The organism is Symmachiella dynata (assembly GCF_007747995.1).
Taxonomy (GTDB): Bacteria; Planctomycetota; Planctomycetia; order Planctomycetales; family Planctomycetaceae; genus Symmachiella; species Symmachiella dynata.
In genome coordinates, this window is sequence record NZ_CP036276.1 from 5,639,089 (window position 1) to 5,664,882 (window position 25,794).

The 25,794-nt window shown below is 55.7% G+C and carries 20 protein-coding genes; 7 read left to right on the top strand and 13 right to left on the bottom strand.

The genetic code is table 11. From position 1 onward, the window contains the following. Positions 1-39: 39 nt before the first annotated feature. The 8 genes from rpoN to Mal52_RS21305 all read right to left on the bottom strand — a co-directional run bounded on the left by rpoN (position 40) and on the right by Mal52_RS21305 (position 7,769). Complete coding sequence (rpoN, locus tag Mal52_RS21270; protein ID WP_145378529.1) at positions 40-1,578, bottom strand: RNA polymerase factor sigma-54; 1,539 nt, start codon at positions 1,576-1,578, stop codon at positions 40-42. Positions 1,579-1,647: 69 nt separating this feature from the next. After that, positions 1,648-2,247 (bottom strand): recombination mediator RecR, encoded by a 600-nt coding sequence (recR, locus tag Mal52_RS21275; RefSeq protein ID WP_145378530.1) that lies wholly within the window; start codon positions 2,245-2,247, stop codon positions 1,648-1,650. A 155-nt stretch (positions 2,248-2,402) separates the two neighbouring features. Then, complete coding sequence (locus tag Mal52_RS21280; protein WP_145378531.1) at positions 2,403-2,771, bottom strand: YbaB/EbfC family nucleoid-associated protein; 369 nt, start codon at positions 2,769-2,771, stop codon at positions 2,403-2,405. A 36-nt stretch (positions 2,772-2,807) separates the two neighbouring features. Beyond that, on the bottom strand, positions 2,808-4,505 hold the full coding sequence (gene dnaX, locus Mal52_RS21285; RefSeq protein WP_145378532.1) for a DNA polymerase III subunit gamma/tau: 1,698 nt from the start codon (positions 4,503-4,505) through the stop codon (positions 2,808-2,810). Positions 4,506-4,701: 196 nt separating this feature from the next. Further along, positions 4,702-5,487 (bottom strand): DUF6655 family protein, encoded by a 786-nt coding sequence (locus tag Mal52_RS21290; protein WP_145378533.1) that lies wholly within the window; start codon positions 5,485-5,487, stop codon positions 4,702-4,704. A gap of 286 nt (positions 5,488-5,773) precedes the next feature. Then, on the bottom strand, positions 5,774-6,304 hold the full coding sequence (locus Mal52_RS21295; protein WP_145378534.1) for a hypothetical protein: 531 nt from the start codon (positions 6,302-6,304) through the stop codon (positions 5,774-5,776). A 183-nt stretch (positions 6,305-6,487) separates the two neighbouring features. Further along, on the bottom strand, positions 6,488-6,706 hold the full coding sequence (locus Mal52_RS21300) for a hypothetical protein (protein WP_145378535.1): 219 nt from the start codon (positions 6,704-6,706) through the stop codon (positions 6,488-6,490). Between the two features lie 352 nt (positions 6,707-7,058). Continuing rightward, entirely contained in the window at positions 7,059-7,769 is a 711-nt protein-coding gene (locus Mal52_RS21305; protein WP_145378536.1) for a 16S rRNA (uracil(1498)-N(3))-methyltransferase, read from the bottom strand. A 279-nt stretch (positions 7,770-8,048) separates the two neighbouring features. Here Mal52_RS21305 and Mal52_RS21310 point away from each other — a divergent pair, with 279 nt between their 5' ends. From Mal52_RS21310 to Mal52_RS21325, 4 genes are all read left to right on the top strand, one after another. Next, a complete protein-coding gene (locus tag Mal52_RS21310; protein ID WP_145378537.1) occupies positions 8,049-10,655 on the top strand; it encodes a glycoside hydrolase family 20 zincin-like fold domain-containing protein in 2,607 nt (868 codons plus the stop codon). A gap of 86 nt (positions 10,656-10,741) precedes the next feature. Then, positions 10,742-12,574, top strand: coding sequence for a sodium:solute symporter family protein (locus Mal52_RS21315; protein ID WP_145378538.1), 1,833 nt, complete (start codon positions 10,742-10,744; stop codon positions 12,572-12,574). 198 nt (positions 12,575-12,772) lie between these two features. Further along, a complete protein-coding gene (locus Mal52_RS21320) occupies positions 12,773-13,558 on the top strand; it encodes a glutamine amidotransferase (RefSeq protein ID WP_145378539.1) in 786 nt (261 codons plus the stop codon). 122 nt (positions 13,559-13,680) lie between these two features. Next, positions 13,681-14,577, top strand: a complete 897-nt coding sequence (locus tag Mal52_RS21325) for a hypothetical protein (RefSeq protein WP_145378540.1) — start codon at positions 13,681-13,683, stop codon at positions 14,575-14,577. 26 nt (positions 14,578-14,603) lie between these two features. Here Mal52_RS21325 and Mal52_RS21330 read toward each other — a convergent pair whose 3' ends face one another. The 4 genes from Mal52_RS21330 to Mal52_RS21345 form a co-directional block, all read right to left on the bottom strand. Continuing rightward, entirely contained in the window at positions 14,604-15,698 is a 1,095-nt protein-coding gene (locus tag Mal52_RS21330) for a hypothetical protein (RefSeq protein ID WP_231962409.1), read from the bottom strand. A 175-nt stretch (positions 15,699-15,873) separates the two neighbouring features. Next, complete coding sequence (locus Mal52_RS21335; protein ID WP_145378542.1) at positions 15,874-17,217, bottom strand: ABC transporter permease; 1,344 nt, start codon at positions 17,215-17,217, stop codon at positions 15,874-15,876. A gap of 119 nt (positions 17,218-17,336) precedes the next feature. After that, on the bottom strand, positions 17,337-18,083 hold the full coding sequence (locus Mal52_RS21340) for an ABC transporter ATP-binding protein (RefSeq protein WP_145378543.1): 747 nt from the start codon (positions 18,081-18,083) through the stop codon (positions 17,337-17,339). Continuing rightward, positions 18,080-20,104 (bottom strand): hypothetical protein, encoded by a 2,025-nt coding sequence (locus tag Mal52_RS21345; RefSeq protein WP_145378544.1) that lies wholly within the window; start codon positions 20,102-20,104, stop codon positions 18,080-18,082. The genes Mal52_RS21340 and Mal52_RS21345 overlap by 4 nt, the downstream gene beginning before the upstream one ends. Positions 20,105-20,670: 566 nt before the next feature. Between Mal52_RS21345 and Mal52_RS21350 the strand changes: the two genes are divergently transcribed. The 3 genes from Mal52_RS21350 to Mal52_RS21360 all read left to right on the top strand — a co-directional run bounded on the left by Mal52_RS21350 (position 20,671) and on the right by Mal52_RS21360 (position 24,095). Then, positions 20,671-21,057, top strand: coding sequence for a response regulator transcription factor (locus Mal52_RS21350; protein WP_145378545.1), 387 nt, complete (start codon positions 20,671-20,673; stop codon positions 21,055-21,057). 99 nt (positions 21,058-21,156) lie between these two features. Then, entirely contained in the window at positions 21,157-22,611 is a 1,455-nt protein-coding gene (locus Mal52_RS21355; RefSeq protein ID WP_145378546.1) for a DUF1501 domain-containing protein, read from the top strand. Between the two features lie 161 nt (positions 22,612-22,772). Then, positions 22,773-24,095 carry a glycosyltransferase family 4 protein gene (locus tag Mal52_RS21360; protein WP_145378547.1) on the top strand — a complete coding sequence of 441 codons (1,323 nt, stop codon included), beginning with the start codon at positions 22,773-22,775 and terminating at the stop codon, positions 24,093-24,095. Here Mal52_RS21360 and Mal52_RS21365 read toward each other — a convergent pair. Beyond that, entirely contained in the window at positions 24,092-25,576 is a 1,485-nt protein-coding gene (locus Mal52_RS21365) for a DUF1501 domain-containing protein (RefSeq protein ID WP_145378548.1), read from the bottom strand. The two genes, Mal52_RS21360 and Mal52_RS21365, sit on opposite strands and share 4 nt — an antisense overlap. Positions 25,577-25,794: the final 218 nt, after the last annotated feature.

The following is a 25,794-nucleotide window of genomic DNA, read 5'->3' on the forward strand; positions in this document are numbered from 1 at the left end:
TTTTTTGCAAACGACAGTAGACCAGCATCCCAGCGAGAATTAGTATTCGCGGCGCTGTCTAGACGAAGGGATGTCCATTGCCTTGCGGTACTTGGTGATCGTGCGGCGGGCGAGTTTGTAGCCATGTTTGGCTAATTCATCGACCAGGGCGTCGTCGCTGAGCGGGCGGCTTTTGTCTTCGGCGTCGACGATCTCACGCAATTTGATGCGGATCACATCCCAGGCGACTTCCTCACCTTCGGCGTTCGTCGTTCCGCCGCCGAAGAACCGTTTGAGTGGGATGATCGAACGGGGGGTTTGGATGTATTTGTCGTCGACGGCGCGAGAGACGGTCGTGACGTGCACGCCGACCACGTCGGCAATCTGCTCCATTTTGAGCGGGACAATATACTCCGGGCCTTTGTCGAGGAATTCCGTCTGGTGATCGACAATGGCCTGCGAAACGCGTTTGAGCGTGGAGTAACGTTGCTCGACAGCGTCGATAATCCAGCGGGCCGCGTTGATTTTGCGTTTGACGTATTCCTTGGTCGCCGCATCAGCATCGCCGGCGAGTAGTTCTTGGTACTTGCGGCTGATCGTCAGGTTGGGCGTGTATTCGCGTTCCAGTCGGATGGTGTATTTTCCGTCGTCATCTTTTTCGATGTAGACATCCGGCACAATGCTTTGCGCGGGGGCAGCGTCGAAGCCGCGTCCAGGCCAAGGATTGAGATGCTTCAGTTGCTCACAAGCTTCTTTGATCACATCCAGAGAATAGCCGGTCTTCCGTTCGATCACCGGGAGCCGGTTTTGATACAGGTCGTCGAGATGCGAGGTAATTAAGGCGATCAACACATCGCGGTAAGGCGTGTCATCGTCGATTTGCAGCAGCAGGCATTCTTTTAGATCCCGCGCGCCGACTCCGCGTGGTTCGAGTTTTTGAATCAATGAGAGCGCGGTTTGCGCATCATCGGGAGAAATCCGCACGCTGTAGACTTCGATCATCTCCTGCAGCGAATCGTGCGGCGCGCCGTTTTGCCCGACGATCGGCGTGCCGCGGGGGTTGACCGGCAACCGGCCGTTGTCGTCGAGATTTTGAATCAAGAACTCGCCGAATTCGCGAACAGCCGGAGAGCAATTAAAAAAGTGGAACTGCTCCAACAGGTTTTCTTGCAGCGATTCGGGGCGCGACTCGATATTGGTGATCGTGTCGTGCTTGCTACTGCTGAGATCGTCGATTCGATTTGCTGAGGGGTTGGTCGAGGAAAAATGGTCGGGCCATTCTTTCGACATTTCCATCAAGCGTTCGAAGTCGGCTTCGTTGTTTTTGTCGTTGTCGACAACGAGTTCCTTGCGTTCGAAGTCGGCGGACTCGCGGTCGTCGCGGTCGCGGTCCCGTTCGAACTGCAATTCGGAATCCGACATGTCGGCAGCGGTGTCGGGCACCGCCTGCTCGAGCAAGATGTTCTCGGAGAGTTCTTGATCGATGCGTTCCTTGAGCGCCATGACCGGCAACTGCAGGATTTCCATGGACTGAATCATCCGCGGGGCCAGCTTCATTTGCTGGCTCATCTTCATCTGTTGCGAAATATTCAGTTGCATGTTGGAATCGCTTCGGCGAGGGACGAACTCAAAGTTTTCCGTGGTTGGCGTTGACTTAAGACGATGAAATTAAAAAGGCTGTCGGCCCCGCATGGCATCAGCCAGGACTTCGCGGTTAGAGAACTCTAGCACGCTTCCTGCGGCAATCCCCCGCGCCAGGCGAGTGATTTTGACCGGCAGGCCATCGAGAACGTTACTGAGGTACAAAGCTGTCCCGTCCCCTTCGAGTGTAGGATTCGTGGCCATCACGATTTCCGTTACAGGTGTATCTTTCACGCGACGAATCAGAGCATCAACGGTTAGTTGTTCCGGCCCGACTCCTTCCAAGGGAGAAATCCGGCCTTGCAGGACGTGGTAGCGGCCGCCGAATACGCCAGCAGCCTCGACAGCCATCAAGTCACGAGGCAGTTCCACCACACAAACCACTTGGGGATCGCGCCGCGAATCAGAACAGATGCTACAAGTCTCTTCATCCGTTAAATTGAAACAAACGGAACAGGGACGCACGGTCTGTTTGACCTGCTCAATGGCGCGCGACAGTTGCAGGGCATCGTCAGGGGAACATTGCAAAATGTAATGCGCCAACCTCTCAGCCGATTTGCGGCCGATGCCAGGCAAGGCTTGGAATTGATCGATCAAGTTTTCGACCGCCGGTCCATACGGATTCACAATCGCACCATTATTCCCTGGCCAATGGCCCCAGCTGAGCCGATCCCTAAAACCCGCGCCGTTGATCCGAGCCACCGGCAGTCTCGGAGAGCGTTTTCCGAACACCATGGATGTGGAAGAATCTCACGCGGTTGAACAATCGCCGCCATGGCGGACTAAGTCGCTGAATTTCCACCCCCCAAACCGAGTTGCGACAGTGCGTCACCCAGTCCGGGAAGATTCATATCACCGGTTAGTCCGGCCATCTCGGTCGCGGTTGCTTCTTGCACCTTTTTCAGCGCCTGATTTGTGGCAGCCACGATGAGGTCTTCCAGCATTTCGCGGTCGCCATCGTCAATCAGCGATTGTTCAATCTTACAGTTGACGATTTGTTGTTTCCCAGTGACTTCCACGGTCACCATCCCGCCACCGGCAGTTCCCTCGGCGCGGATTTTACCCAGATTCTCTTGCATGGCGCTCATGCGCGATTGCATTTCCTGCGCGTTTTTCATCAACGACGCTATGTTTCCCAAACCTTTTAACATTGGACTCGCTTCCTTCACATTGATCAGGTGCCGCGGTCAACGCTCTTCGACCTTCACCACCGTCGCATTGAACACGGTCATGGCTTTCCTCACCAAAGGATCATTTTCGGGATCAATCCGATGTTTGGTGCCTGTTGGTGACGCCTTCTCCTCGTCCGGTATTGAGGCTGGGGATGGGTCATCCGCCAATTTCAGGGTAATTCCCACCTTTCGCCCGACAACTTCTTCGAGTGCAGCCTCCAACCGCCCCATCTGGTCGCGGCGTTGGCAGTACTCGAGATTGAAATGATAGCTCTTAGGGAAGGATATTTCCAGTGCGTTTGGCCCGATAATTGCTATTCCCGAGGACCGTTGCACATTGGTTTTCACCATATCCGGAACCCTCGTAAGGACTTCCGCCCATATTTCCTCTTCCGAACCTGTTTGAAAATCGATCGTTGGCCGTGTTTCTGGATCGGGAATCGCAGCTGAAGGAGTCTCAGTGGGGAGGGGGGCCATTTTTTTTTGAGGTGGGGGCGCGGATGTTCGATTCGCTGCCGGTGGCTGCCGCGTTGGTGCTGCGCCATTCGTGGCGGGGAGATTGACCGCACCCGATTTGACCTGACGGATTAGGTCGGATAGGTCGTGTAGGTGTTGTAGTAATGACATCCGCACCAGCGCCAATTCAGCCAAGGCGCGTCCGTAGGCGACTCGCTGCATGCGGCCTTTGGCTTCCGAAAGGATCTCCATCGCAGCCACGATGGTCTCCAAGCCCCACCGTTTGGCCTGTTCAATCAGTTGGGGACGCAATTCGGGGGAGACCGAACTGAGCCGGACCTGCTCCGCCCCAGATGCTAAAACCATCAGATCACGAAGATAGTCCAACAACTGCGTCGTGACTTCACCGAGTTGAATCCCCTCTTCCAAGGCTGCGTCGAACGCCTGGAGCGCTGCTCCCTTCTCGCCGGAAATTACTGCTTCAAACAATTCCACCAACCGCTGATCGTCGGCCGTGCCAAACAGACGATGCACGTCGGCCGGGGTAATCGGATCGCCGCCGAAGGCGAGTAGTTGGTCGAACAACGATTGGCTGTCCCGCATCGACCCGGCCGCGCGACGTGCGATCAATTCGACGGCGGCATCTTCAACCGCAATCCCCTCGGCCTCGGCAATCTGTTTGAGCCGTACGCTGATGTTGGGTGTGTCGATCGTCCCAAAGTCAAACCGCTGGCAGCGTGAGAGAATCGTGTCGGGTAGCTTGTTGGGTTCGGTCGTGCAGAAGATGAATTTAACGGTCGGCGGCGGCTCTTCCAGCGTCTTAAGCAGTGCGTTAAACGCCTCCCGCGTGAGCATGTGGACTTCGTCGATGATGTAGACCTTATAACGGGTCCGCATCGATTTCACGTTCACATTCGCCCGCAACGACCGGATATCCTCGATGCCGCGGTTCGACGCTCCATCGATTTCCAGCACATCGACGTCGGTCCCGGCGGAGATGCCCAGGCAGATTTCGCAGGTATTGCAAGGGTCGCCGTCTTGTACGTTTGGGCAGTTGAGCGATTTGGCCAAAATCCGCGCCGTCGACGTCTTGCCGACGCCACGTGCGCCTGTAAACAAATAGGCGTGCGCAACACGGCTACTGGAAATGGCATTGCGCAGGGCCTGTGCCACCATGCCTTGGCCGACAACTTCGTCGAAAGTCTGCGGACGAAAACGACGGGCCAGGACTGTGTATTCGGTATTGGGTGTTTGCATCGTCACGACATACGGGAGATACGAAATGGTTCAAAGGTTAACCGGCACGACTGCAGTGCCCGGTCCGTCCTTATTGTCGCATTCCCGTCGTCGCAAGCAACGTCGCGGCAGAAATAATCAGAAAAACGGCGCGGAATCTCGTGGATACCGCGCCGTTAGAATTTTTAGGACCGCTCGGTTTTCTATGCGAACAGGTTTATTTGAGAACAGGAATTTCATTCCCGGCCGGCTGGATGGAAACTTTTCCAGAATCCAGCTCAGAGGGGGGCGGCGCCAATTCCGGCATTTCGTATTCAGGCGTTTCCGGCTTATCCTTGCGTGCGAATTGGGGGACCGAAAGCGCGGGCATCGCTAGCTTGGGCAACTGCGGAGGAGCTTCGCCCGCCCAGCGGATGGGACCATCTGTTCCATCGCGCTGCATAGGACCGATGCCCATGGCCCAAACGCTTTTGGCCAGCTTGTTGGAGATTTTAGTATCGGAACTCCAGACGAGGTTGCCGTCGGTGCGGTGATAAGCAAACAGTCCGATTTTTGCTTCACCCAGTTGGTTGGTTTTTTTGTACAAAGCCATTTCCGGCAGCGACGCCGGCATGCCGGGGATGCCCGCTCCGAGCGATGACTCGGGGATACCGATTAACAGGTCGTGGTGATCCGTCCCGATGACACCGGCGCGGGCTTCGACAACGTAGTCTGCTTCTTCTTTTTTCTCCAACACGTAGCAACCATTTCTCAGCAAGTGATATTTCAAACTACTGATCAAGTATTTTTGTTGCACACTGTCGTCGATGTTGCTGGTGTCGAAGAAGACTTTTTGATGGGCTAGCGGACTGACGTCGATACTATTGACCGATTCGTCGATCGCATTGGAAATCAGGCGTTGTTCAGTGGCGGTACGGGGGGTATCGGACCACCGCGTTGTGCCACATCCGCCCAAGCAAGCCGCAAGAAAGACAAGAGAAACAATTTGAGTTGGTTGATTCATAACGTAATGCTCGCGCCGGCGCAGAGTTCGCCGCCGTTTTTGAGAGAAGTGTAGAGATGATCGATACGAAAGTTGAGAGGAGAGAGGGCGGATTTTCGCCATTTCGCAGGCTCGGTCAATAGCGATCAACCAAGAAACGTCAACTTAAGATCATCTCGATTGGCAGATTGCGCTGCTGCGAGGCAACTACCGGTTCGCGCTGCTGAGTTGCTAAGGGGTAACAACAAATTAGCGAGCGGTCTGCTCCACCAGCATTCGCAAGTGAATTGGCAATTGCCGGCGGCAATCACTCCCAACGGCGTTGCGGTTGGGGTTCTTCGGCGACTTGCGCGCCGGGAAGATCCTTCAGAGCATTCCGCAATTCGACGGTCAACTGCTGGTTTTCCAACATTTTCCAAGCCAAGTTGACGCGATTGTCGACGCGGGCGACTTTCCACAATCCGGTCGGTGAGCGGTGCAATTCGATTTGCGAATTGACAAACGGCATCCCGGCATGCCGAAAGACCGAATCGGCGGTGGCGGTGTCCCCTTGCACGCGGACCGATTTGAGATCAAACGTCAACTCGCCGTTTCCGCTAGCGTTTGCCGGCGGCGGGGCCCAAGCCGATGCGTAATCGTCCGCCACGACCGCTACCTGCTCGCGCAATTCGGGGGTCATCAAACGGAGAACCGTGGGACGATCGTTGGATTTGATCGCTTCAAGAAATTCCGTGACGACGTACGTGGGCTGCTGGTTGGTTCGCCACTGTTGTATACCGGCGAAGATCAGCAGCAATCCGCCGCCGACGAGTGCCACATTCCACAATTTCGGTGTCACTCGACCATCTCCAGAGGCGGAAAATGCAATGGAAAGCCAATGGCTCGCACAGCCCGCTGCCATCTCTAACAACAGTCGAGACCGGGTCACACTGACGGCTGGCTGCCGATTCGTGTTTGCACCCGGGGTCCGTTTGCACTGGCGGACAAGCCGCCGGTGGCACCTATCTTTATCAAGAGACGATTAGGCGCTGGGGCGGAGATTCCAATAGGCGGAAAGGACATCGTATAAGTCGGCGGAGATTTGGACTTCGTCGTTGTCGAAGTCGTGCAACCAAGCGCGGTCGGCTTGGACAGCTTCAGCCAGGATATGGGTGATCTCGCTCAACTTGACGGTCATGCCTGGCTCGGCGACGGCGGTACCTTCGTCTTCACCAGTAAATAATCTCAGTCGATGACGCATATCTCAATGTCTTTCCATGACAACTGTGAGGTTTTGTTAATCCGTTTCCCCCCACCGCCCTTGCGGGCGACGCGCCGTTTTGCGATGCGGGTTTGAGTTCCAGATCCATCTAGAAACTCAAAAGATTTGCATCGCTGTTGCGCGGGCTGAAGTCCGGTTTTCCGGACAGCCAATGGTATTATCGGAACCGTGGCGGCGTCACTTCAGTCAATTCTGACGAATAGTCCGATTATTCCCGATAGCCTTCATGGGGAGATTCGGCGAATCGTGATGGACAAATCACGGTCCGTTCGGCATCTTCTGCCGGTCGAGCGATCCATTCGGCGAGATCCGCGCGTTGTGAGGACGTGGTTTAAGATCGCAGCGACGCACCGCACAGCGCGACCAGCGCCAATGCCGCAGTTTCGATGCGCAAGATGCGCGGGCCGAGATCAACCAAAGTTGCGCGCGCATTCGCATGTGAAATCTCAGCCTCGGAGAAGCCCCCTTCGGGTCCAATGCAGATCGTCGTCGGCCGCTCACCCGCCACCCAATCCGCGCGCCATGCTGTGCCGCCGGGATGAGCGATGAGCAACGGATCGCCTGCGGGAAGCGATGTTAAAAACTCCGCCCAGTTTTGGAGTGGAGTAATTTCCATCAATCGCGCGCGGCGACATTGTTTTGAGGCGGCGATGACCGCCGCTCGCATTTTCTCCAACTTCGTCGCCCGTGGATCAACAACGCTCCGTTCGGTTTGCAAAGGGACCAAACGCGTCACGCCCAATTCGGTCGCCTTTTCCACCAACCAGCGAAAACGGTCCCCCTTGGGAACAGCTGTGGCCAGGATCAAAGGCGCCGGCAGTTCCGCCGCTCCCGGTTGTCGCGAGAGGATCGAGACCTCAACTCGTTTTTTGCTCGCCGACTCGACCCGCGCCGTCGCTTCGGTTCCATCGCCATCAAACAGCTCAATCTCATCGCCCGGCTGCAACCGCAGCACATTGTGCAAGTGGTGCGCTTCGGGACCGAGCAATTCAGCCGTCGGACCGTTCAAATTGGCGGGAAGATAAAACCGGGGATGTGTCACGGGTTCGTTTTCAAAATGAGAGAAACACTATTTACAGTGATCGCGTGAATCGCATTGCCGACCGGTCAATCGTGACAAGTGCCACATTTCGAGTCAACGTTCGCCCGATTTCCATGCGATCTGAGCGGAGAAATGGCGGCTGCGCTAATATGTTTGTGTATTCCACACGCTACGCACGTCTGTTCGGTTGGATGCGACAGTCGAGTGGGGTATGGTAGGTCGTTTCCTCCCGTCGACGCTGCGTGCGAAACATGACGTTCCAACTCCTGAGGTCATCAGATGCGTAACAGGTCGCCGCAAAAATGGGTTGTGTGGATCACACTCGTGATCGGTCTGACCGCCGCAGGTCGGACGCACGCCGCAGAGAATTTCGGCATTCTCCCCACGCCGCAAAAAGTCGAATCGCAAAACGGCAGTTTTACGATCAACCGCGAAACCCAAGTGGTGCTCGGCAAAGACGCCACCGACGCGGAACGGTTCGCGGCCGAGGATTTGCGAACTGCGCTCCAGGAGATCTACGGCTTCCAACTGCCGCTGGGCGCACCGGACACGTCTCGCCCAAATAGCATCGTGATCGGCAAACCGGGTACGAATCAACTCGTCAACAAGTTGATGCAGGAACACGGCTTGTCGTTTTCAGCCAAGACAAAAGAGCAAGGGTATGTCCTGGGAATTAGCGACCAGGGAATCGTGATCGCTGCGGAAAATGAACCGGGACTGTTGTACGGCACGATGAGTCTACGGCAAATCGCGCAGGTCCAAGGAGCGAAGAAGCCATTGCCGGCGGTGCGGATTCACGATTGGCCGCACCTAAAAATGCGAGGTGTGCAGGAGGAGACCGCTTACGGACAAGCCTCGACGATGGAGAATTACAAAGCGATCATCCGCTTCATCGCCCAATATAAGATGAATACCTACTTCATCTATTTGGAAGACAACTACCGCTTCAAGAAATATCCCTCAATTGGCGTCGGTCGCGGTGCTTTCGATGCGGATCAAATCAACGAACTGGAAGCGTATGCCAAGCAGTATCACATCGAGTTGATCCCCATCTTCGAAATGCTGGGCAACCAAGGGACCTTGTTGATGAACGCTGAGGTGTTGCCCTTTAGCGAATATCCCGGTTCGCACTCCTTTGCTACGGACGATGCGGCTTTTGAATTTTTGGAGAATTGCTTTCTGGAATTGATCGACGTCTTCGATTCCAAGTATTTCCATGCTGGATTAGACGAATCGTGGGACCTGGGATTCGGCAAAACCGAGGCGGCGGTCAAGAAGGATGGTCGCGGCTTGGTGCATGCACAACACTACCGCCGGTTGAACAAGCTGTTTAAGGATCACGATAAAACGATGATCATGTACGGAGACGTGATCGTGAATCGTAAGGACCCGTCGGTGATCTTAAACGCGATTCCCAAAGACATCGTGCTGATGGACTGGGTGTACGGTCCAAAGCAACATTACGACAGCGTCGACAAATTGGCGGCACATGATTTTCCCTTGATGGTGCTCCCGGGCCTGAACAACTGGAGCCGGATTTTCCCCACGACTTCGGCGGCGCTGATCAACATTCGTAATTTCACGCTGGACGGTATTCGGCACAATGCGCTCGGTTCCTTCACGTCGACTTGGGGGGACTTCGGCTCGAAGAATCTGCGAGAGATGAATTATTTCGGCTACGCTTATGGAGCCGAGGTCACATGGTCGCCACAATCGACCGATGTGGAGAGTTTTTACAATCGGTTTTTCACGCTGCACAACGGTCCGGGGACGGCGACGCCGTTGCGGGCCGTGTTTGCGTTGTTGGAGAAGTGGCCGTTTGGGTTACCGATTGTCGATTACTTCCGGCATCCCTTTGCGCCGCGTTATGAGTATGGCGGACGAAAACCCGACGCCAGCAAAACGGCGCATTCCGAGCAAGATCTCTGGCGGGTCCGCGAGGATGCTCGCGTGGCCGAAGCCTTGATCGCTGCGCTACGCCCGGTGATTACCCGCCGCAAGGGCGACCTGGACTATTACGAATATTGTGCCCGCATGCACCGCAATTATGTGCGCGGGCAACTGTTGGTCCGCAGCTTGCGAGACTTTGCTGCGAGTGACCCGTCCCCGGAACAAATTGCCGCTGCGAAACAACGGTTCGCCCGCGAGGCCCGGGCGGTGCGTGATGAAACGTTGGCATTGCGAAACACGTTTCAAGAATTGTGGTTGCGGACGAATCAGCCGGACAATCTGCAATTCGCCGTCGATGAGTACGACATGCTGATCAAAGCCTGGGATGAGACGGCGACGCGGGCCGAGGCGGGTGTCTTTGCATTTGATTCGCGGCCGGCGTCGCAGTGGATTTATCATCCGCACGGATTCGAGAAGCAGGAACAAGTTCAACACGCGTCGTTCCGTAAGACGTTTGAAGTGGATCCGCAGGACATCGAGTTGGCCGGCATCCAAGTGCAAGGGGACACGCATGTGAAATTGTTCGTCAACGGCAAACAGATTGGCGAACAGTTCGCGCGGCGGAATTTTTCAGCTCCAGTCAATCCGCATTTGCTAGAGCTGTATGACATCAAGTCATACCTGGAACCGGGCAAAAACGTGATCGCCGTCGAGGCACATGCCTATGGTACGGAGAACCGTCAGTTGGAACCGGGCGGACCGGAGCGCTGCGGCGGATTTCATCTTTACGGTGAATTGATTGGCAAAAATGGGCAGGTGACGCCGATTTTTTCTGACTCGTCCTGGAAAGTCAGCGACAAGCCGGGTGACGATTGGACGTCGACCGGCTACGATGATGCGAACTGGCCGTCGGCTCAAGGCGATGAGAAACCAACGGTCTGGATCAGTTATCCGGACTTTCGAACCGGCCAAAAAGGTTTCAGCGACCAACGTTAAATCGATTCAATTCCCTCAGCCCCCGGCTCCGCCGGGGGGGCCATACGATAAACGGCGTACCACCGCCCACAAGGATAGAGAAAAAGATGCAACTGGATTTCATTGACTGGTCAATCATCTTTGGTTTTTTCGCGATCTCCCTGGTGATCGGAGCCGTCGTTAGCCGGCAAGCGGGCAAAAGCTCTGCGGATTTTTTCCTCTCCGGCCGCAACATGCCGTGGTGGCTGTTGGGATTCTCGATGGTGGCAACGACCTTTGCGGCGGACACGCCGGGATTGGTCACGAACATCGTGCGAGAAAACGGTGTCGCCGGCAACTGGGTCTGGTGGGCGTTTTTGCTGACCGGTATGTTGACGGTTTTTGTGTACGCCAAATTGTGGCGGCGGTCGGGGATTACCACCGACTTGGAATTTTATGAACTGCGTTACAGCGGAAAACCGGCGGCGTTTTTGCGGGGCTTTCGCGCGTTGTATTTGGGCGTGTTCTTCAACATTATCATCATGGCCAATGTCTCCTTGGCCGCAATCAAAATCGGCCATGTGATGCTTGGTTTGGATCCGGCCGAAACGATTGTGATTGCCGCTACGGTCGCCGTGATCTTCAGCGCCATGGGCGGACTGAAAGGGGTGTTGCTGACGGACTTCTTGCTATTCATCATCGCCATGGTGGGATCCATCGGCGCCGCCATCGTCGCTCTACAACAGGCTGACATTGGTGGCATGGCCAAATTGATCACGCATCCCAACGTTCAAGACAAAATGGCAATGCTGCCGCCCTTTGACCTCAGCACCGATGCCAGTCGCGATCTTTTGATAACGCTGTTGGTCATTCCACTCTCCGTGCAGTGGTGGAGCGTGTGGTATCCCGGAGCGGAACCGGGTGGCGGCGGCTATATCGCGCAGCGGATGTTGGCCGCCAAAGACGAGAAGCACGCCATCGGCGCGACGTTGTTCTTTAATGTTGCGCACTACGCCCTGCGGCCCTGGCCCTGGATCATTGTCGCTTTAGCATCGCTGGTGGTTTTTCCCGACAATGCGTCATTGCAAGTGGCCTATCCTGATATGCCCGCCGATCAGGTCAAAGGGGACTTGGCTTATCCGGCCATGTTGGCGTTCCTGCCGCACGGCTTGCTGGGGCTGGTGGTCGCTTCCTTAATCGCGGCATTCATGTCGACAATTTCAACACACCTCAACTGGGGTTCGTCGTACATCGTCAACGACTTCTACCAACGATTCGTGCGTCCCGATGCCGGACAAAAAGAACTGGTCCGTGTCGGCCGGATTTCTACGGTGCTGATGATGGTTTTTGCCGGCATCTTGGCGCTGTTCCTCAGAGATGCCTATCAAGGATTTGAAATCCTGTTACAGATCGGAGCGGGAACCGGGTTGTTGTTCATCCTGCGTTGGTTCTGGTGGCGGATCAATCCCTACAGCGAAATCGTGGCGATGGTGGTTTCATTTGTGGTCGCCCTGTGGGCTGCCTTCGCCGCTCCGGAAGAGATGCCTTCCTGGTTAAAACTGATCGCGGGCGTCGGAATCACGACGGTGGCCTGGGTTGTGGCGACGCTGGTCACCCCTGCCGATGACGAAGAAAAATTACGCAGCTTCTACCGCCTCGTACATCCCGGTGGCTGGGGCTGGAAACGCGTGTTGGACAAAGCCGCCGCGGACGGAGTCCCTCTGCCGACAGACGGTAATTCCCATATCGGCCTGGGCGTGGCCTGCATGCTCGTGGGTTGCGTGGGGGTCTATTCCGCGCTATTTGCCACCGGTTACTTCTTATACGGCCAAACCACGAACGCGATTATTCTGACAGTCGTCGCGGTCGTCGCGGCCGGGTTCTTAGCCACCATGTGGAGCAAAATCACCGCTGGCGACAACAGTACGCCGGGGCAGAAACCGAATATCGTGGAAGACTAATTCCGCTGTTTTGACCGGCTTACTGAGAATTCACCACGGAGGCACGGAGGGCACGGGGAAGAAGAGGCATTAGGCTTTAGTCCGTAGGCTGTAGCAAAACATGCGACCGTCAATTCCTACAGCCTATAGCCTATAGTCTACAGCCTATTTCCCCTCCGTGGTGACCCTTACTAACAATTCCTCTCAGGCTCCGAAACCATGGCAAACGTCTACTACGTCGGGGATTGGGCGCTGGCGATTGGGCCGCTTTATGCGGAATCGCCGTTTAATTGTGGGCATAAAGGGGCGGAGGTTTTTAATGACAGCACGTGGCTGAAAACGGCGCTAGAAAGCAGTGGCGAGCACCGGGTGACGTGTGTGCCGACGTGGGAGTTCTATAAACTGCCGCCCGGTGAGTATGAACGGATTCTGGATGAATACGACGTGCTGATTTTTTCCGACGTCGAAGCCAAGCTGTTTCAGCTTTGTCCGGATATGTTTGACCGCCGGAAATTCGGCAAACAGGTGCTCACCTTTCCCGACCGCATCCGCCTGACCAACGAAGCGGTTCAGAGCGGATTGGGGGTGATGTTCCTGGGCGGGTGGATGAGCTTTACCGGCGAACTGGGCCGCGGTGGCTGGGGACGAACCAAGTTAGCGGAGATTCTCCCACTACAGTGCCTCGACATCGAAGATCTGGCCGAGAGCAGCGAAGGCTTTGCCATCGTGCCGGAGTTGCCCGACCATCCGGTGTTGGCCGGTTTGGATGTCGCCGCAGCACCACCGATCTTGGGTTACAACATCACGCGTCCCCGCGCGGGCTGCGAAGTGGTCGCTCGATTTTCAGAAACGGGCGACCCGGCGATTGCTGTCGGCCAATTCGGCAGCGGCCGCGTGTTCAGTTACACATCCGACCCCGCGCCGCACTGGGCCTGCAATTTCGTCTATTGGGACGAGTACGCCGCCTTTTGGCAAAACGCCTGTCGGTGGGCGGCGGGTCAGTAATGCGAATTTGTTAGCGAAAATTGCGACCTATTCGTATCTCGCCTCACTTGATAACTTCCCCGGCATTCGGAATGCCCATTCGACCGTGTCCGCAGTCGCTCGTAAAACGGGGAGATGTCACGATGAAACCAATACGTTTGGTATTTCTGGTGGGAGCGTTTACTTGTTGTGCAATGTGCGTGGGAGGCTGGATTGCCGTCCAACCCGATGTTTCCAAGCGAGATCCGCTGCGGACCGTCTCAGAATCCCCTGAAGACCGCTTGAAGAGCATTCTTGCGCAAAAGTTATTGACGCCAAACTTTGTAGGTACGTTCTGTGTAATCGAGGCGGACACAGTCAATAAGACGGAAAAACACGCGGAAAAAACGATACAATTCAACGGGAAAAACGCCGAAACGCGTCGCATTGGTCCGCCGACTTCGCAAGACTGTTTGGCTTATCTTAAAACCCGAACATTGCCCGCTGGTTGGAAAGTGATTCGCTCCGAGGGAATCGAACACGGTATGCCTTTGGAAGGAGCAAATGAGCCCCTGTTTGGTGAAGACATCGTAAAGATCGCCCTTGCCAACTTTGATGAAGGTAATTGGGTCGCCCTTGTCGACAGCGACGGGAATGACTTGAACGGCGAACCATTGTCGCCGGATGATCCGATGTCTTCGCCCATCGACAGCATGAACTCGATACCCACATTCCCGGAGGAAGACCCGATCATTTTTGGGTTAGTCGGACTGGCCCGGCCGTATGAATATGCGTTGAGTTTTTTTAACAGCCGCGTTGTCGCACTTCCCGGCGGTCGCTTGCAATGGGAATTGACGCCCAAACCCAAACACAAAAGTTGGATCGGGAAAGCAACGATTGTGGTTGATGAAAACCGACGAGAAGTCGAGAGCGCCACCATCTCCCGTTTAGGGTCCGACATTCACCATGCTTGCAAGGTGCTTTCCATCAAACGTTCGCGTGACGGAAAGGACATCGACGTCGTCATGCCCGTGACCGGCCACCGGGTGAAAAACGATTGACGTTGCCGCAAACTCGCGCCGCGAACCTACTCGGCCGGTGCCGGCGGAATGACAACGTTGCTTGCCTGCACGTCGGGGAAGTAGACGTACGGCACGGCTGAGAGCGCTAGTGCGGGGTGGCCGTTGTAGTATTGCCAGAAGTGGTGATTCTTGACGTAAGGGGTGACGTCGCATTCGGCGATGCGGCAGGCGAACGGTCCCAGTTTTCGTATGTCCCGTTTCGTCAAGCCTTTTTTGCCCAAGGCGGCTTTGGAGAAGGGGCGTCGGAAGGGGTACAGGGAGAGTGCGCCGTCGTGCCGGGAACGAAAATTCAACAAGCATTCCGTAACGCGCATGGAGCAACCGTAACGTTCGCCGGGATTCATCCAATGATGGTCTACGGCTGCGGCTCCTAGCACGGCGCGGAACCGATGCGATGCGCCCGGCGGATGTGATAAGCAGCATCCTTGCACGACTCCGCCCCCCAATAAGTGCAAGGTCGACAAAGTCATCCGTGCACCGTGGCTGTGACCGATGAAGCTGACGGGATGGTCGCAGGGGATCGATTGAGTCAGCGTCGCCAGCTGAAATCCATTGCGGGCACTTTTGCGTCCTAGACCTTGAATGTCAAAAGGGGGCAAAGTCGGGTCGCTGGGCCAGGTCACATAAACATAGTTCAGCGGTAGTTGCGGGGCAGCGCCGCGGAGCCAGCAGAACGTGCGTTGAGCATCATGGGGTACGTCTTGCCACGTGACATAGCTACCGTGAATCATGAAGCACACGGGAACGCGGGGCAGCAAGGAGGCCAGAAACGCGGCGTGACTGGAGCGTGTCAGGCAGCCATCGGGCGTGCGGCACAGGAAGTCCACACAGTTCGGACAAATCGGACAGGGTGTCTTTTGCGGACAACACCGTAGACTGACAATCCAATACGTTTCAGCAGGACAACACCGACAGGCAGTCGGTCCACATTGACCCGGCGTAGATGCGGCTTGTTGTCCCCCAACCACGGGCATGAATTGTGGAGCGGGAAGCGTCTGCGCCGCAGCGGTTGGTGCGCGGGCGAAGAATGCCAACAGCAGGATGCATGCGGCGACGCGGCGGCGGGAGTCGAATAACGCGAGGATCCGCATAATGTGCATCAGGGGTGCTTGGAAAATCGAGTGTTCGGGAACGCGTTTTTTCAGAATGGCCCGCAACGCTGATTGCAGAGTCTCCCCGGCGCGCAGCGTGTCTTATTTCGTCATCGAGAGATTGACCGAATCATCTTGAGCATCTCGGAGCACGCCGGCGGCACTCAACCACAGCACCGGTTGATTATTCGTGTCGTAGGGCTTCGATCGGGTCTAATTTGGCAGCTGCGAGGGCCGGATAGATTCCAGAGAGTATGCCGATGAAGACTGAAATCCCGAATGCGACGGCCAAGGTCCACCAAGCGACGACCGGTTCCAGGCCGTCAAACATCTGAAACATCTTCGAACTGGACTGGACCGAGGAGTCCATAATTGCCGTTTTGGCCAACCAGCGAATTGCTGAAAAGGCGACCGGCGTGAGTAATCCCAAAGAGACTCCCAACAGTCCGCCCGTCCCGGCCAGCACGCTGGTTTCGGTGAGGAATTGTTCGGTGATATCCCCCCGTTTGGCCCCCAGAGCGCGGCGGATGCCGATTTCGCGGGTCCGTTCGGTGACGGTCGCCAGCATGATGTTCATGATCCCGATGCCTCCCACGACCAAACTGATGAGCGCAATGGCCCCCAGGACGACGTTGAAGATGACTTTTAACTGCTCCGCCTGTTTGAGCAATTCCATCGGTACGACGAGATCGACGTCGTTGGAATCCGCGTGGTAGCGCGCCAGCGTTTCGCGAATCACATTCGCTGTGGGGACGACATCCTTGGCATCAGCAACACGAAACGTGATTTGACTGAGTTCGACTTTTTCGCTGCTGCGGCTGCCGGCGGTAATGATCATCACTTCATCGCCGATACGGGATTGCAGCGTATCCAAGGGGATGTAGACATCCTTATCGAAATCTTGCCCCGACATACTGCCCCCGATGGCCGCCGACGCGGTACGATGTGAAGTCATCCCCACGATCGAATAGAACACGTTGCCAATACGGATGGACTTGCCGCGGGGTTCTTCGCCGGGAAACAACGTCTCAGCGACCTCATGACCAATGACACAGACGTTCGCAGTATCCTCTTGGTCTCGGTGGGAAATAAACCGTCCTGCATCCATCTTGAGGTGATTCACACTGAAATAATTCGGTGTACAGCCGACAAGACGGACGTCCATATTGCGATGCATATACCGCGCAGGTTGGGAAAATTCGCGAATGGGCGTGGCATCGACAATGGTGTTGACGGTCTGCTTGATGCGTCGAAAATCATCCCGCAGAATCCCATACTGCAAAACCTGTGTCTGGGCGTTGTTGCTCTTGGAACCTTCAGCCGGTTTTTGGCTGATGACGATGATATTCGTCGCTCCCAACTCAAGCACTTGTCGCTGAGCTTGTCGACTGGCTCCTTCGCCGATGGCCAACATGGCAATCACTGAAAATACGCCGAATACGATGCCCAACATCGTCAGCAACGACCGCAGTTTGTGCAGCAGCAGGTTTTTGAGGCCAAGTCGAATCGTACGGAGGAGTCGCAACATAAGATTTTTACACGAATCGAAAAGACGCGGGAGCGAAATTCAAAACGTGCCTCGTTTGAGGAGCCGTAAGCTGTGTTGTTGGAAAGTTCAATGAAACAATGACAGCGGCGCGGAAGTGACTATCGAACCGCTTCATTGGATTCTAAAGGGTGTGGATAATCGTCGGGGAGTGTTTGCCCAAACTCTTCCCGTTCGATCAGTCCATCCTTCATGATGATCCGTCGCCGGGCTTGGTCGGCGACGAGCGGTTCGTGCGTCACCATGATGATTGTGCGACCTTCGCGATTGAGATCATGCAGCAGTCGCATAATTTCTTCCTCGGTGGTCGAGTCTAAGTTTCCCGTTGGTTCGTCCGCGAGAATGATGTCAGGATCATTCACCATGGAACGAGCGATCGCGACGCGTTGTTGTTGCCCCCCGGAAAGTTGGGGAGGACGGTGATCCAACCGTTCCGCCAAGCCGACCCGCAAGGCCAACTCTTCGCACCAATCGCGGTCTTTGGCAGACATCGCAGGGTACCCCGGCCGATAAAACAGCGGGACGGCAATGTTTTCCAAGACGGTATACTGCGGGATCAAGTTGTAGGATTGAAAGATAAAGCCGATCCGCTCGTTGCGAATTCGCGAGAGTTCGTCATCATCGAGCAGCGAAACATCTTCGCCGCCGAGGCTGTACGTGCCGAGCGTGGGACGATCCAAACCGCCCAGCAGGTTGAGCATCGTACTTTTGCCGCTCCCCGAGGCGCCCATGATGGCAATAAAATCGCCTTCGGCAAATTGCGTCGTCACCCCCCGCAGGGCTTTAACGACGACCGGGCCCAGGTCGTAGTGCTTTTCCAGTGCGATCAATTCTGCCACGATACTCATTGGCTGCCACCACCGCCTCCGGCACCACGTTTCTTGGCAAATGCGGCCGCCGCGACTTTAAATTCTGCGAGGTCGATTTTCTCATCGCTGTTGGTATCGGTTTTACTAAATCCGGCCGCCATTGGACTGCCGGCGACTTCTTCCTTGGTAATCACGCCATCACCGTTTTTGTCCATGACCTTAAAGATTGCCGCAGGATCTCCTGCCGCGCCGGCAGCTGATTTCTTTTTAGGCGTTTCCCCTTTTTGTTTTTCGCCAGGTCCTTTTTGTTGTTTTCCGCTACCCTTCCCACCACGCGCCCCACTCCGACCGGAGCGACCTTTGCTGTCGGGAACGTCACTTTGCTTGACCGCTTTTTCCGGTTCGGCATCCTCGAGCACAGTGAATAATTCCGGCAACGAGGTGCGAGGCGCGAGAATCACTTCTTCCCCTTCCGCCAAGCCGACGGGAAATTTTGCATCGGCAACGGGCGTCTCGATTTCGCGGACTTCGGTTTCGACATCGTTGGTCGCCCCGGCAAAGACCCGACGGATCTCCGGGCCGGTCGCTTTGTTGACGAACACAAAATGTTTGCCATTGCGGGCTACCAATGCTTGTACCGGAATTTTCAGCACATCGTGGAGCACATCGGAGATAATTTCGACTTCCGCGGTCAGACCAGGTTTGAGCCCCTCAGCGCTTGAATCATCGGTTTCGATGTAGATGACGGCTGTGTATTCGCGGAGGTCGGGTTGTCGCCAACTTGGTGAGTTCGGCACCGACGCCACCGATTTGACATAGCCATTATGAAAACGACTCGACTTGCGGCTGACCTTGATAATGGCGGGCATGTCGGCTTGGACGAGACCGATTTTTGATTCGTGAATCCGCGTGTCGACTTGCATCTGCGACAGGTCGGGCAATTTGATAATCGCCTGACGGTTGTCCACCGTCGCCCCTTCCTCAATCACGCGTTCCTGGCTGCGGCGGCTATCGGAGACCGCATAGATCACCTGTCCCGATTGCGGCGCGACAATCGTGCACTCAGCGATCTGCTCAACAAGTTTGTCGTGTTTGGTTTTTTCAACTTCAGCAGTCAGCACACGGGCTTCGTAGTCCGCCTTGGCTTGATTGAGCGCCGCCTCAGCTTTTTGTTTCTCGCGTACGAGTTCGCTTTTGGTTTGTTCGGCCTGAGATTTTTTTTCGGCAATATCTCGTGTGTATTGGAATTTCTCCAACACCTCAAATTCCAATTCAGCGGTCTGCAAATCCAATTCGGCGGTCGTCACAGCGACACGTTTCTGTTCCAATTCGTTTTGGTTGACGTAGCCTTTTTTACTTTGCCGCTTGGCGAAGGCATACGCGTCTTTACTTTGCGCCAGTTTCTCTTTGGCCAAGGTGATTTTGGACTCAGCAGCCGTTTTCAGAACGGGGTAATCTCCGTCCTCATATTTTTCCAAATCAAGTTTTGCCAGATCCCGTGCCAATTCCGCGGTAGCAATTTGACTGTCGTTGAGGTTTTGCTGGATCTGCACCGCATCTCTGGCTTGGTCACGCAACGACTCGGCTTGCTTTAGAGCGATGACCTGTTGGTCCAGATTGTCCTGATACACCGAAGCGTCGAGCTTGACCAACACCATCCCCTCGTAGGCTTGTGTTCCTTCGGGAACGATCGAGATGATTTTCGTCTGGCCTTTGACATTGCTGCTGAGCGTGACGTTGGAGGCACTGTCCAAGTTTCCGGTGGCGATGACCGAAATGCGGAGATCGCCCCGTTTCACCGGCGAGGTGACCAAGTCGGTCCGCACTGTTGTGCGCGAGAACCAATTCGGGAGTTTGCCTTCCACAGTGGCATAGGCGACACCGCCGGCCGCCAGGACGACAACGGTCAGTAAAAGCAGAGTCCCTTTACCGATTTTACCGGTACGATTGGTTTTTCCAACTCGACCCGATCCTCCTTGGCAGCCCCGATGGTTGGTATGGCTCCATTGGGGAGAGCGGGAGGAACTTTGACGACGATGGTGGCGGATGTTGTGTGGCATCTGCTCACTTTCAGCAGGACGGATAGATTGAGGCGGGGAATATCCAGGGTTAGTAGAATAAACCCCGGTGAGTGAGGAACGTTTCGGTCACCCGGCACGAATCGCAACATTAGTTATCGATTCTGCAGGCGGAAGTCGCTCCAGTCGTAATTACTATCATATCCAAGTTTGACCAAATGTTAAGCGGTTTTCCAGCAAAATTGGCAACAGATCACTCTGTTTTTGCTGGTATGTCCACTGAGTGGTCAACAAACACGAGATTCTGGTCCCCCTACAAAAGCCGGACTTGAGAAACCCCCCGGTGTCCCATAGGATGGGGCTTAATCATGCCACGACAGATTCCCTCCCTGTATCGTTCCCCCTGCGACACGACCCACCAAGACAACTCGACCGGCGTTATGCTATCATCTAGGTGATTCAATCCGTAAATTCCGTCGACGTTGCACAAAAAACAATGGCGACAGTTCTGATCTGCGGACGACGCCAACGGTATGCTGCAGCGAATTATTGATAATTCGACCGAATTCCCCTTTCTGAAATGATATACGACGCGAGGATTCACTCCCATGGCTTCCGCGGCAAAGATTGTACTGATCGAAGATGACCGCGAGATTCGGACGACACTCACCAGTGTGCTCGCCGCTGCCGGTTATGACGTATCGGCTGCGCAAAATGGAATCGAAGGCCAAAAGCTGATCAAGTCGGCAGAACCCGATTTGATTATCACCGACATGATGATGCCGCAACTCGGCGGCTTTCCCGTGTTGGAGTTTCTGAAAAACTTAGACAATCCCCCGCCGGTGATCATGATCACCGCCAACGAAGGGGGACGTCACAAGGCTTATGCGGAAATGTTAGGTGTGGCGAATTACCTGCGCAAGCCGTTTGCCATGGATGTGATGCTCGATGCCGTCGAAGAGGCCTTAAAAGAAGGTAAGAAGAAAGCCGACTGAGTCTCGGTTCAATTGTTTTTCAAATCACGCATCCGGCACTGGCGGACTAGACGCTGGTAAGACCCGGGGCGGGCTGTGAAACCTGTAAGGATTTTCGCCATGCGTCGGCCCACTGCACAGCACAATCACGACCATGCCTTCACCGCCATGAATGCGGAACGTGCCGAAGGACTCACGGTCCACAGTCGCCGCAATATGCTCAAAGCGGGACTGGCGGGAATGGCCGGGCTTTCGTTGCCGCAATTATTACGAACCCGCGCCGCTGCCGCCGAAACCGGCCGCGCGATGGCGGGTGGCAAAAGCGTGATTCTGTTGTGGATGACCGGCGGTCCCAGTCATATCGATACCTGGGATATGAAGCCGAACCGGCCGTTCAATAATCGGGGGCCGTTTTCACCCATCAGCACCGCCCTGCCCGGCGTGCAGATTTGTGAGCACCTGCCCAAGCAGGCGGCGATGCTCGACAAGTTCACGATCATCCGCTCAGTCGATGCTCGCAAAAGCAGCCACGAACCCAATCGCGTGTTTCAAACCGGCAACCGCCTGGCAGCACCGCGGACGAATCCACTGGGCGACAAGTATCCGGCGATCGCCTCGGTCGTCTCAAAGTTTCACGGTGCCAACCAACCCGGCATGCCGCCCTATGTCGCCTTCATGCGGTCCAAGTCGCACATCGGCTACGCGGGATATTTGGGCAAACAATACGATCCCTTCATCGGCAACGAAGCCGCTGACCTGCCGATTTATTCCTTACTGGGCGAGGACACAGGCAAGACGAGCGGCGCGAGTTTGTTTAATTTGCCCTTAGGTTTGCATCAAGACCGACTCGGCAGCCGCAGTGCGTTGATGCGGGAATTTGACCGTTTGCGCAGCGACCTGGATCAATCCGGCTCGATGAGCGCGGTCGATACCTTTGGCCAACAAGCGGTGGAGATGGTCACCGGACGCCGCGCGCAACAGGCATTCGACATTTCACTAGAACCGGATGACGTCCGCGCGCGTTACGGCAAACATCTGTGGAGCCAACAAGCGTTGTTAGCACGGCGGCTTGTCGAAGCGGGGGTCAGTTTTGTCACGCTCGATTTAAGTTACCACACAGCTTCGGGCACGTGGGACAACCATGGAATTCCCGGCGGCGTGTATGGGGGAATCTCCAAGGGCTTAAAGCCATTATTGCCGTTATTTGATCATATCGTCACAACCTTGGTCGGCGATTTGGATGAGCGCGGTCTGTTGGATGACGTGCTGGTGATTGGCATGGGGGAATTCGGGCGGACCCCCAACATGGGAACACAAGGCAGCACCGATGGTCGCAATCACTGGCCGGTGGTGATGTCGATGGCGCTGGCCGGCGGCGGAATGCGGCACGGGCAAGTGATTGGCGCCACGGATCACAACGGCGGGCAAATCAAAGAACGTCCCGTCACGCCGGGGGATTTGGCGGCGACGATTTATAAGCACATGGACGTTCCGCTGGATGCCACCTATCTCGATCCCCGTGGTCGCCCGAACTTCATCGTCGATGAAGGTTCGCCCATTGCTGAATTGTTTTAAAGCAATGGTGCCCTGATTCACGAAAGCCGTTTCAAAACCAACCAGAATGAGGGTGCCACTGGCTTTGCCAGGTGCACCCAACGCATACACTAGACCGGAACAAACACTGTTGGACAAGCCAGCAGTGGCACCCGAGGTAGCCGAGTTTTGAAACTGGTCCTATGCACATTGCCATCATCACTGCCGGCGGCGCGGGAATGTTCTGCGGGTCGTGTATGCATGACAACACCTGGGCGCGAGCTTTGCAAAACGCCGGGCATGAGGTCAGCTTAATCCCGACCTATACGCCGATTCGTGTCGACGAAACCAACGTCAGCACCGATCGCATTTTCTTCGGTGGCTTGAATGTCTATTTGGATTATCGCTTTCCGATCTGGCAAAAAATCCCCCGCGGATGGACGCGCTGGCTCGATTCCCCCGGACTGTTGAATCTGGTCACACGGTTCGCGATCAGCAACGACGCCCAAGAATTGGGCGCGCTGACCGTCGCCATGCTGCAAGGCAGCGATGGCCCCAATTTTCGTGAGACACACGAACTGGCTGATTTTCTCGGCCAACAACTCCAGCCGGATGTGATTTGTTTTAGCAACATCTTGCTTTCCGGCGCGATGCCCCGGCTACGCGAATCGTTTTCCGGCCCCGTGTTTTGCCTGCTGCAAGGCGACGATATTTTTCTCGCCGATTTGCCGGAACCGTTTGTCGGCCGCGCTTTGGAATTGATCAAAAGTCACGGTCAATTGTTCGACGGATTTTTGACGCATAGTGATTATTACAGCGACTTCATGTCGGGCTTTTTAGGCCTGCCCAGGGAGAAGTTCATTCACCTGCCGTTGGGCATTGATCTAGCGGGACATGACGGCCTACCGCTACAGCGTGATGAACCGCCCACAATCGGCTACTTTGCTCGTATTTGTCCAGAGAAGGGGTTTGATCAACTGCTCACCGCGTTTGGGTTGTTGCAAGAACGGCATCCGCACGTGCGGTTTCGTGCGGGGGGCTACTTGGGCAAACGGGATGCGGCATTCTTCAAAAAACTGCAACCGGCAATCGAGGCCTTGGGACCGGCGTTTGAATACGTCGGCAGTCCGGAAACGCATGCGGAAAAGGTGGCGTTTCTTAAGTCGTTGGATATCCTGTCGGTGCCGACGACTTATCATGAGCCGAAGGGGATCTACGTGTTGGAGGCATTGGCCAACGGTGTCCCCGTCGTGCAGCCGCGGCACGGCGCGTTTCCGGAATTGATCAATGCCTCAGGCGGCGGACTGTTGGTCGATCCCGATGACCCGCAAGCCTTGATGCAGGGTTGGGAATCGTTGATTCTGGATCCGACGCGTCGGCTGGAATTGGCGCAGGCGGGGCATACCCACGTTCATGAGCGATACGGCACTGATGCGTTGGTCAACGACAGCGTGCGGATTTTTCAAACGGCCACTGCAAGCAATGTTCCCGCAGCCCCCGGCATTGCCGAGGACCGTGAACGCTAGCCCAACAGTCCATCGATCGGCACGCCGGTGTAGATATGGTGCGGGCGTCCGGTGTCGTCGTACCACGCTGCAGTTTTGGGAATCCCCAGTGCGTGATAGATGGTGGCGGCCATGCTGTCCGGCGTCTGTGGGTCGGCTGCGGGATAGCCGGCTTGTTTGTCCGACGAGCCGATGACCGTCCCACCGCGGACCCCTCCGCCGGCAAAGAAAACCGATTGCACCGCTCCCCAGTGGTCGCGGCCCGGACCGAAAAAGGTGTCGGTCAAATGTGAAATTTTCGGCGTCCGCCCGAATTCACTCCCCATGACGATCAGCGTACTATCAAATTGACCGCTGTTTTTCAGATCATCCATCAGCGCGCACAAGGCGCGGTCCGTGGGCGGAAAGAGTTTGTTCTTCAGCCGCGGAAACGCATCGCCGTGTGTGTCCCAGGTTTCGTTGTTGCCAAGATTGACCTGCACCAAATTCACGCCGGCCGAGACTAGTCGATACGCCATCAACAACGACCAGCCAAAACTGTTGCGGCCGTAACGTTCTTGGATTTTGTCATCAGCGCGGGTCACATCGAAAGCCTGTTGGACTTTTTGATTGGACAACAGCGAAATGGCGGATTGGCGATGCAGATCGTACGACCGGCCTTCGGCTGATCTCTCCATCGCTCGTCGTTGATCATCGATCGAAGCCAGCAAATCCAATCGGCGGTCCATACGTTTGGGTGAAAGCCCCTGGGGGAGTTTTAGGTTGGGTGCTTGATAGGTCCGGGCATCCGGACTGCCGGGCGGTTTTTTGGACTGGTTGGGGAATGTGTATTCCGGATAGGCACCCCGCCACATCGGATCGCCATAGGGAGACGCTTCGATAAAAAACGGATCACGGCGACGCCCCATTTGTCCGCCATAGGCACCGGGAATCACACCGCCCGACCAATGCACGAGTCGTTCGGGCAAGACGACCGCCGGTGGCAGGTTGTCGTTACGCGGCGGTATCGCATCTCCCACGATAGAAGCGATGGAAGGCCAATCGCCGGGACGCGGTTTGCGGTCCCCCACAAATCCGGGATTAGCCACCGAGCGTCCGGTGAGCATAAAATAATGACCGAGCGTGTGTCCGTTGGTGGGATGCGTCAACGAACGGACGACCGACCAGTCGTTGCTCCGCTGTGCCAACAACGGCAGATGTTCACAGATTTCGATTCCGGGTGTCTGCGTGGCAATCGGCTGAAAGTCGCCGCGAATTTCGGCAGGGGCCTGCGGCTTGAGATCGAAACTATCTTGCTGCGCCAAGCCGCCGGATAAAAAGATATAGATGCACGCCTTAGCGGTCGGTTCCACGGGCGTATATTTTCCCTCAACCCGCGTTGCCGCATGCAGCGCGTCGAGGTGATTCATCCCCAGACCGAGCAATCCCACCGCACCGGCCTGCAAAGCAGTCCGTCTGGCGAACACCGGATGTTGAGCTGCTTGTGGGTTGTATCCGCTCATCGGGCACGTCCTGCAAGGGGGGAAATTCCGGTTCCTGCGCGAAGCATTTCACCCATTATGCGCTGTTGATGCGTTGCTCGCAATTACAAGATAAATCAACCGGCAAAATGCGCGAGGTTTTCATCAAGTTCCTCTTGGCAGTGTGCGGCCTTGTCGTTATAAATCGCCGCTGCCTGCCACGGGTATCGTGTTGGAATTCCATTCCAATCGTCTTGCGG